This is a genomic window from Pseudomonas sp. UBA4194, from assembly GCF_002379585.1.
In the GTDB taxonomy this organism is placed as follows: Bacteria; Pseudomonadota; Gammaproteobacteria; order Pseudomonadales; family Pseudomonadaceae; genus Aquipseudomonas.
In genome coordinates, this window is the sequence record NZ_DFUE01000052.1 from 69,263 (window position 1) to 78,339 (window position 9,077).

Genomic DNA, 9,077 nt, shown 5'->3' on the forward strand with positions numbered 1-9,077 from the left:
TCCTCACTGAACCGTGCCGGCGGGCGTGTTCAACAACACGATCGCGGCGGTCACCAGCATGTTGATCAGGGTCAGTGGCAGGCAGAACTTCCAGCTGAAATCCATCACCTGGTCATACCGAGGGCGCGGGATGGAAGCGCGTAGCAGGATGAACAGCATGATGAAGAACGCGGTTTTCAGAGCGAACCAGATGAACGACAGTTGCGGCAGGATGCCGAACGGTCCGTGCCAGCCGCCGAAGAACAGCGTCACCAGCAAGGCCGAGATCAGGATGATGCCGATGTATTCACCGACGAAGAACATGCCCCATTTCATGCCGGCGTATTCGATGTGGTAGCCGTCGGCCAGTTCCTGTTCCGCTTCCGGTTGGTCGAAGGGGTGACGGTGAGTCACGGCCACGCCAGCCACGAAGAAGGTGCAGAAGCCGAAGAACTGCGGAATGATGAACCACAGGTTCTGCGCCTGGTACTCGACGATGTCGCGCATGTTGAACGAGCCGGCCTGAATCACGATGCCCATCAGCGACAGGCCCATGAACACTTCGTACGACACGGTCTGCGCCGAGGCCCGCAAGCTGCCCAGCAGGGCGTACTTGTTGTTGCTCGACCAGCCAGCGAACAGAACGGCGTACACCGAAAGGCCCGCCATGGCGAAGAAGAACAGCAGGCCGATGTTCAGGTCCGCAACACCCCAGCTCGGGGTGATCGGGATGATCGCGAAGGCGATCAGCAAGGCGCTCATCGCCACCACCGGCGCCAGGGTGAAGATCATCCTGTCGACGAAAGGCGGGTTCCAGTCTTCCTTGAAGAACATCTTGAGCATGTCGGCGGCAATCTGGAACATGCCGAACGGACCGACCCGGTTCGGGCCGTAACGGTCCTGCCACCAACCCAGCAGACGTCGTTCGACGAAGCTGAGCAATGCACCGCAGACCACGACCGCGAGCATGATGACCAGAGCCTTGACCACACCAATGATGATGTCGATCACTTCAGGGGTGAACCAGGTCATTGTGCTGCCTCCTGCAGGCCTTCTACGGATGCGCCGGCGAACGCCGGAGGAATCCCGGCCAGGCCGGAGGGCAGGCCTACCAGGCCAGCACCCAGTTCCTCGGTGACGCGCAACGGCAGACGCAGCGCCTGACCGGCGACGGTGAGGCTCAGCAGCGCCCCGTCGTTGACGCCCAGGCGGTCCGCCTCGGACTTGGCCAACGCCACGTAGGCGGCAGGAATGCGCTCTTGCACCGGTGCGGCGCGGGAAGAGTTCTCTTCGCTGCCGAACAGATGATAGAGCGGCACTGCCTGCCAGGTGCCGCGAGCGGGCGAGAAGGCCGCCGGCACGTTGGCGAACCAGCCCAGGCTGTCGCCCTGGGTTTCGATCAGGCGAGTGCCGGGGTCACCGGCACGCAGGTGACCACCCACTTCGTCCTGGAACTTGTTCCAGGCCTGCGGCGAGTTCCAGCCCGGCGACCAGGCGAACGGCACCTGCTGACGGGGTTCGACCGAGCCCGAGTAGCCTTCCATGGAGAACGAGAAGGCGGTGTCGGTATCCTGCGAAGTGCGCGGTTCGTGAACGCTGATGTTGGCGCGCATGGCGGTGCGACCGCTGTACCGCAGCGGTTCGCGAGCCAGCTTCAGGCCTTTGATGCGGAACGAAGCCGACGGCGCCGCATCGACGATACGCGCCAGTTGCGGGGCGCTGTTGGCGACCGCGGCGGTAACGTGATCCAGCTGGGTCCAGTCCACCGGCTTGTTGAGCAGGGTGCTGCGCAGGGCATGCAACCAGCGCCAGCCTTCATGAATCAGGATGCTGGCATCCAGATAGACCGGGTCGAAAACCTGGAAGAAGCGCTGGGCGCGGCCTTCCTGGCTGACCAGGGTGCCATCGCCTTCGGCGAAGCTCGCCGCGGGCAGCACCAGGTGAGCGCGCTCCAGGGTGCGGGTGTGCTGGTGGTCGGCAACGATGATCACCTTGGCAGCAGCCAGCGCCGCATCGACCTTGGCCGCATCGACGCGGGTGTACAGGTCGTTTTCCAGCACCACCAACGCATCGGCATGGCCGTCGATGATGGCTTGCAGGGCGTCATCCACCGAATCGCCACCGAGCATGGCCAGGCCGAGGCTGTTGGCTTCCGGCACGATCAGGCTCAGCGAGCCGGCCTTGTCACGGGCCTTGAGGGCCTTGGCGATGTTGGCGGCGGCTTCGATGAGGGCGTTGGAGCCCAACGAGGTACCGCTGACGATCAAGGGGCGTTGCGCGGCGACCAGAGCGTCGGCGATACGCTGAGCCAGTTCCACGGCCTCGGCATCCAGGCCTGCCACCGCCGGAGCGGTGGGGTCGATAGCGTGGGCAACGGCGAAGCCGATGCGGGCCAGGTCTTCAGGTGCGGCATGCACGCATTCTTCGGCGACGTCGTCCAGCTTGGTGTCGGTCAGGCTGGCGATGAACAACGGGTTCAGCTCGTGCTGGCCGATGTTCTTCACCGCGGCGTCGAGCCATGGCTGCACGCGCATCGCTTCGGCCATGGCCTCGGCCTTGCCCTTGACCGATTGGCGCAGCGCCAGGGCCATGCGCGCGGCGGTTTGGGTGAGGTCTTCACCGAGCACGAACACAGCGTCGTGGTCTTCCACTTCGCGCAGGCTCGGGATCGGCAGGGGGCTGTCCTTCAGGACTTGCAGGACCAGGCGAATGCGGGTGAGCTCACCGGCTTCGATACCGCTGTAGAAATGCTTGGCGCCGACCAGTTCGAGCAACGCGTAGTTACTCTCCAGGCTGGCGCGAGGCGAACCGATACCGACGATGTTACGGCCGCGCAGCAGGTCGGCAGCCTTGTCCAGAGCGTCGTCCAGGCTCAGCTTGCGGTTGCCCTCGGCGAGCAGCGGCTGGCGCGGACGATCCTTGCGGTTGACGTAGCCGTAGCCGAAACGGCCGCGATCGCACAGGAAGTAATGGTTGACCGAGCCGTTGTAGCGGTTCTCGATCCGACGCAGTTCGCCGTAGCGCTCGCCGGGGCTGATGTTGCAACCGCTGGAGCAGCCGTGGCAGATGCTCGGGGCGAACTGCATGTCCCACTTGCGGTTGTAACGCTCGGAGTGAGTCTTGTCGGTGAACACACCGGTAGGGCAGACCTCGGTGAGGTTGCCGGAGAACTCGCTTTCCAGGGTGCCGTCTTCGACGCGTCCGAAATAGACGTTGTCGTGGGCGCCGTAGACGCCCAGATCGGTACCGCCAGCGTAGTCCTTATAGAAGCGCACGCAGCGATAGCAGGCGATGCAGCGGTTCATCTCGTGAGCGATGAAAGGCCCCAGTTCCTGGTTCTGGTGAGTGCGTTTGGTGAAGCGATAACGGCGCTCGTTGTGGCCTGTCATCACGGTCATGTCTTGCAGATGGCAGTGACCGCCTTCCTCGCACACCGGGCAGTCGTGCGGGTGGTTGGTCATCAGCCATTCGACCACGCTGGCGCGAAACGCCTTGGATTCGTCGTCGTCGATGGAGATCCAGGTGTTGTCGGTGGCGGGGGTCATGCAGGACATGACGATGCGACCCCGGGTGTCGTTCTCGTCAGTGTATTGCTTGACCGCGCACTGGCGGCAGGCGCCGACGCTGCCCAGCGCCGGGTGCCAGCAGAAATACGGGATGTCGAGGCCCAGGGACAGACAGGCCTGTAACAGGTTGTCTGCGCCATCGACCTCGAGCGCTTTGCCGTCTACGTGGATAGTGGCCATGGTTCAAGTTCTTCGTTGGCCCGTTGTCAGCGGGCGTGGCTAATGGAAATCTTGTTATTCACCCGGCGCAGCACAGGTAGGCGCGTCAACGGGTGATACCGGTGGCACGGGCCACCGGGCTTGCAGTCTTTTATGCGCCGGCCAGGGTAGGGGTGGCTACCTGGGTCAGGCTGCCAGGCGTGGCGGGCTTGATGCCTGCCTCGAACTCCGGCCGGAAATATTTGATCGCGCTGCCCAAAGGCTCCACGGCACCCGGCGCGTGTGCACAGAACGTCTTGCCCGGGCCAAGGAAGCCGACCAGCCCCAGCAGGGTTTCGATGTCCCCAGGTTGGCCGTTGCCGGTCTCGATGGCGCGCAGCAGCTTGACGCTCCAAGGCAGGCCGTCGCGACACGGTGTGCAGAAGCCACAGGACTCGCGGGCGAAGAATTCTTCCATGTTGCGCAGCAAGGACACCATGTTCACGCTGTCGTCCACCGCCATGGCCAGGCCGGTACCCATACGGGTGCCCACCTTGCCGATGCCGCCGGCATACATCTGTGCGTCGAGGTGTTCAGGCAGGAGGAAGCCGGTGCCTGCGCCGCCGGGCTGCCAGCACTTGAGCTTGAAGCCATCGCGCATGCCGCCGGCGTAGTCTTCGAACAGCTCACGGGCGGTGATGCCGAACGGCAATTCCCACAGGCCGGGGTTCTTGACCTTGCCGGAAAAGCCCATCAGCTTGGTGCCATGGTCCTCGCTGCCTTCTTTGGCCAGCGACTTGTACCAGTCGATGCCATTGCCGACGATGGCAGGCACGTTGCACAGGGTTTCGACGTTGTTCACGCAGGTGGGCTTGCCCCACACGCCGACGGCGGCAGGGAAGGGCGGCTTGGAGCGCGGGTTGGCGCGGCGGCCTTCCAGGGAATTGATCAGCGCGGTCTCTTCACCGCAGATGTAGCGGCCGGCACCGGTGTGCACGAACAGCTCGAAGTCGAAACCCGAACCCAGGATGTTCTTGCCCAGCAGGCCGGCGGCCTTGGCCTCCTGGACCGCGCGGTTGAGGTGCTTGGCGGCAGTGGTGTACTCGCCGCGCAGGAAGATATAGCCGCGATAGGCTTTCAGGGCGCGGGCGGAAATCAGCATGCCCTCGATCAGCAGATGGGGCTGTTGCTCCATCAGCATGCGGTCTTTCCAGGTGTTGGGTTCCATCTCATCCGCATTGCACAGCAGGTAACGGATGTTCATGGATTCGTCTTTGGGCATCAGGCCCCACTTCACCCCGGTAGGGAAGCCCGCGCCGCCGCGGCCCTTGAGGCCGGAATCCTTGACGGTCTGGACGATGTCGTCCTGGGACATGTCGGCAAACGCCTTGCGCGCCGCGGCGTAGCCGTCTTTGGCCTGGTACTCGTCCAGCCAGATCGGCTCGCCGTCGTCGCGCAGGCGCCAGGTCAGCGGGTGGGTTTCAGCGGCGCGGGCGATGGTGTTGGCCGGCCCGAATGAGGTGAGCTTCATACGTAGCCCTCCAGCAGTTGGGCAACGCCAGCAGGCTGGACATCACCGAAAGTGTCATCGTCGATCATCAGGGCCGGCGCCTTGTCGCAATTGCCCAGGCAGCACACCGGCAGCAGGGTGAAGCGGCCGTCGGCAGTGGTCTGGCCCAGGCCGATGCCCAGCTTGCTCTGAATCTCGCTGACCACCGACTCGTGGCCACCGATGTAGCACACCATCGAGTCGCAGACGCGAATGATGTGGCGGCCCACCGGCTGGCGGAAGATCTGGCTATAGAAGGTAGCTACGCCTTCGACGTCGCTGGCCGGAATGCCCAGCATCTCGCCGATGGCATAGAGCGCGCCGTCCGGCACCCAGCCCCGTTCCTTCTGGACGATCTTCAAGGCCTCGATGGACGCCGCGCGCGGGTCCTCGTAGTGATGCAGCTCGTGCTCGATGGCCGAGCGCTCGGTTTCGCTGAGGGCGAAACGGTCTGTCTGGATAAGCGTGCTGTTCATGCTTAGCGGTCCACGTCGGCCATAACGAAATCGATACTACCCAGGTACGCGATCAAGTCCGCGACCATGCTGCCTTTGATCACCGAAGGGATCTGCTGCAGGTGCGGATAGCTTGGGGTGCGTATGCGGGTACGGTAGCTCATGGTGCCGCCGTCGCTCGTCAGGTAATAACTGTTGATGCCCTTGGTCGCTTCGATCATCTGGAAGGATTCGTTGGCCGGCATCACCGGGCCCCACGAAACCTGCAGGAAGTGCGTGATCAAGGTTTCGATGTGCTGCAGCGTGCGCTCCTTGGGCGGCGGCGTGGTCAGCGGGTGGTCCGCCTTGTACGGGCCTTCGGGCATGTTGCGCATGCACTGGTCGATGATCTTGATGCTCTGGCGCATTTCTTCCACACGCACCATGCAGCGGTCGTAGGCATCACCGTTGTGGCCCAGCGGCACTTCGAACTCGAAGTTCTCGTAGCCCGAGTACGGACGCGCCTTGCGCAGGTCGAAGTCGCAACCGGTAGAGCGCAGGCCGGCACCGGTGACGCCCCATTCCAGCGCTTCCTTGGTGTTATAGGCGGCGACACCGATGGTGCGGCCCTTGAGGATGCTGTTCTGCAGGGCAGCCTTGGTGTACTCGTCAAGGCGCTTGGGCAGCCATTCGACGAAGTCCTTGACCAGTTTCTCCCAGCCGCGCGGCAGGTCGTGGGCCACACCACCGATGCGGTACCAGGCCGGATGCAGGCGGAAACCGGTGATGGCTTCGATCACGGTGTAGGCTTTCTGCCGGTCGGTGAAGGTAAAGAACACCGGCGTCATGGCGCCCACGTCCTGGATATAGGTACCCAGGAAGAGCAGGTGGCTGGTGATGCGGAAGAATTCGGCCATCATGATGCGGATGGTGTCGACCTTCTGCGGCACAGTGATGCCGGCCAGCTTTTCGACGGCCAACACGTAGGGAAGGTTGTTCATCACCCCGCCCAGGTAGTCGATCCGGTCGGTGTAGGGAATGAAGCTGTGCCACGATTGGCGCTCGGCCATTTTTTCGGCGCCACGGTGGTGGTAGCCGATGTCGGGCACGCAGTCGACAATCTCTTCACCGTCCAGCTGCAGGATGATGCGGAACGCACCGTGCGCCGAGGGGTGGTTCGGGCCCAGGTTGAGGAACATGTAGTCCTCGTTCGCACCGGAGCGCTTCATGCCCCAGTCCTCAGGTCTGAAGCGTGCGGCTTCTTCCTCGAGTTGCTGCTTGGCCAGGGTCAGGCTGAACGGATCGAACTCGGTCGCGCGCGCCGGGTAGTCCTTGCGCAGCGGGTGACCTTCCCAGGTGGGTGGCATCATGATGCGAGTCAGGTGCGGATGACCGGCGAAGTCGATGCCGAACATGTCCCACACTTCACGCTCGTACCAGTTGGCGTTGGGCCAGATGCGAGTGATGGTAGGCAGGTTCAGGTCGCCCTCGTTCAGGGCCACCTTGAGCATCACGTCACTGTTTCGCTCTACCGAGAGCAGGTGGTAGAACACGGTGAAGTCGCCAGCGCCAGGGATGGCGCGGCGATGGGTGCGCAGGCGCTCGTCCACGGCATGCAGGTCGTAGAGCATGCTGTAGGGCTTGGGCACGTTGCGCAGGAACGTGAGGATTTCAACCAGCTTGGCGCGCGCTACCCACAGCACCGGCATGCCGGTGCGGGTTTCCTGGGCCAGAAACGCCTCAGGGCCAAAGCGATTGTTCAGTTCGACGACCACGTCTTGGTCGTCAGCCTTGTAGGGCGGGATATACAGAGCGGTGTCCGCTGTTGTCATGGTCTCGGTCGCTATCGGTCAACTACGGTTTGAAGCCAGGGTTCTTGTGCTGTTGTTATAGGCGTGACAAGAGCTGGATCAGACTTCGTCGGGGCTGCGCAGGTTGGTTACCGCGATACGCTGTTCGCGGCGCTGTTCCTTCTGCGACGGCATCTCGGCGCGGTACACGCCTTGATCTCCGACGACCCAGGACAGCGGGCGACGCTCTTGGCCAATCGACTCCTGCAACAGCATCAGGCCTTGCAGGAAAGCTTCAGGGCGCGGCGGGCAGCCAGGCACATAGACGTCCACGGGGAGGAATTTATCGACCCCTTGAACCACCGAGTAGATGTCGTACATGCCACCGGAGTTGGCGCACGAACCCATGGAGATGACCCACTTGGGTTCAAGCATCTGCTCGTAGAGGCGCTGAATGATCGGCGCCATCTTGATGAAGCAGGTGCCGGCGATGACCATGAAGTCGGCCTGACGCGGCGATGCCCGGATGACTTCGGCGCCGAAGCGGGCGATGTCGTGGGGCGCCGTGAAGGCCGTGGTCATTTCCACATAGCAGCACGAGAGACCGAAGTTGTACGGCCACAGGGAATTCTTGCGACCCCAGTTGACGGCGCCGTTGAGGACATCTTCGAGTTTGCCCATGAAGATGTTCTTGTGAACCTGATCTTCTAGGGGGTCGGAAACAGTTTCCCTTTTACCAATGGGATACTGCTCGTTGGGAGCATCGGGGTCGATCCGGGTGAGATTGTATTGCATTGCCAAAGCCTCATTGTTTCAGCTTCGCTTGCCGCTTGCGGCGACCTTCGGGCGCCCAGTCGAGAGCCCCCACTCGCCAAAGGTAGACAAGACCTGCCAACAGAATTGCTATGAAAACGAGAGCTTCGACGAATCCGGTCCAGCCGCTTTCGCGGACGGACACAGACCAGGCAAAGAGAAAAAGGGCTTCGATATCGAAGATCACGAACAGCATCGCGACCAGATAGAATTTGGCGGAAAGGCGCAGACGGGCGCTGCCGACCGGCAGCATGCCGGATTCAAAGGGTTCGTTCTTGCTGCGCCCGAAGGCTTTGCTGCCCAGCAGGCTGGACAGCCCGAGCATGAAGGCACACAGACCGGCAACACCGAGAAGGAAGATGGCAAAGCCCCAGTTGTGGGCGATGAGTCCTGTCGTGTCGGGCATGCTGGTGTCCTTAGCAGGGGAAATTCACCCCCTGGGTTGAATGGAGTGTCGCAGTGACGATATGTCGCAGCAGATCAATCGGGCTGATTTTATGGGTAAAACACCGGCAAGTAAATTTGCGATCGCAAATTAATTCGTATGATTACGCACATAGCCTGACTCAATGTAGCTCAAGGTAGCGGTTTGTGTGGAGCGGAGGCGGGTTTGGTAACTATGTTTCTTTTTTTCGGAAAGAAATACGGTTAAACCAAATGATAATTGATAGCGTTTGAGTGGCTGCACTACTAGTTGTATGATAGTTACCCCTAAGTGTGCCCGACTAATTTAGTGGGATATTACTGTAGCAGCGGCGTAAGCCGCGTCCCCTATTGCAGGATCGTAAATCTGCGGTGAATGGTCCCC

Annotated in this window: 7 protein-coding genes; all 7 read right to left on the bottom strand. The window is 62.0% G+C overall.

From position 1 onward, the window contains the following. Positions 1-3 precede the first annotated feature (3 nt). The gene (gene nuoH, locus B3397_RS13805; protein ID WP_296250976.1) at positions 4-1,011 is read right to left on the bottom strand and encodes an NADH-quinone oxidoreductase subunit NuoH; all 1,008 of its coding nucleotides are present in this window, start codon (positions 1,009-1,011) and stop codon (positions 4-6) included. Further along, the gene (gene nuoG / locus B3397_RS13810) at positions 1,008-3,725 is read right to left on the bottom strand and encodes an NADH-quinone oxidoreductase subunit NuoG (RefSeq protein WP_296250978.1); all 2,718 of its coding nucleotides are present in this window, start codon (positions 3,723-3,725) and stop codon (positions 1,008-1,010) included. Before nuoG ends, nuoH begins: the two co-directional genes overlap by 4 nt. A gap of 130 nt (positions 3,726-3,855) precedes the next feature. Beyond that, positions 3,856-5,214: an NADH-quinone oxidoreductase subunit NuoF gene (gene nuoF / locus B3397_RS13815; RefSeq protein WP_296250980.1), complete on the bottom strand. Its 1,359-nt coding sequence runs from the start codon at positions 5,212-5,214 to the stop codon at positions 3,856-3,858. Further along, entirely contained in the window at positions 5,211-5,708 is a 498-nt protein-coding gene (nuoE, locus tag B3397_RS13820; protein ID WP_043190097.1) for an NADH-quinone oxidoreductase subunit NuoE, read from the bottom strand. The genes nuoF and nuoE overlap by 4 nt, the downstream gene beginning before the upstream one ends. A gap of 2 nt (positions 5,709-5,710) precedes the next feature. After that, entirely contained in the window at positions 5,711-7,498 is a 1,788-nt protein-coding gene (gene nuoC / locus B3397_RS13825) for an NADH-quinone oxidoreductase subunit C/D (RefSeq protein WP_296250982.1), read from the bottom strand. 78 nt (positions 7,499-7,576) lie between these two features. Next, positions 7,577-8,251, bottom strand: coding sequence for a NuoB/complex I 20 kDa subunit family protein (locus B3397_RS13830; protein ID WP_296250984.1), 675 nt, complete (start codon positions 8,249-8,251; stop codon positions 7,577-7,579). A 10-nt stretch (positions 8,252-8,261) separates the two neighbouring features. Then, positions 8,262-8,675 (bottom strand): NADH-quinone oxidoreductase subunit A, encoded by a 414-nt coding sequence (locus B3397_RS13835; protein WP_296250986.1) that lies wholly within the window; start codon positions 8,673-8,675, stop codon positions 8,262-8,264. Between the last annotated feature and the right edge of the window lie 402 nt (positions 8,676-9,077).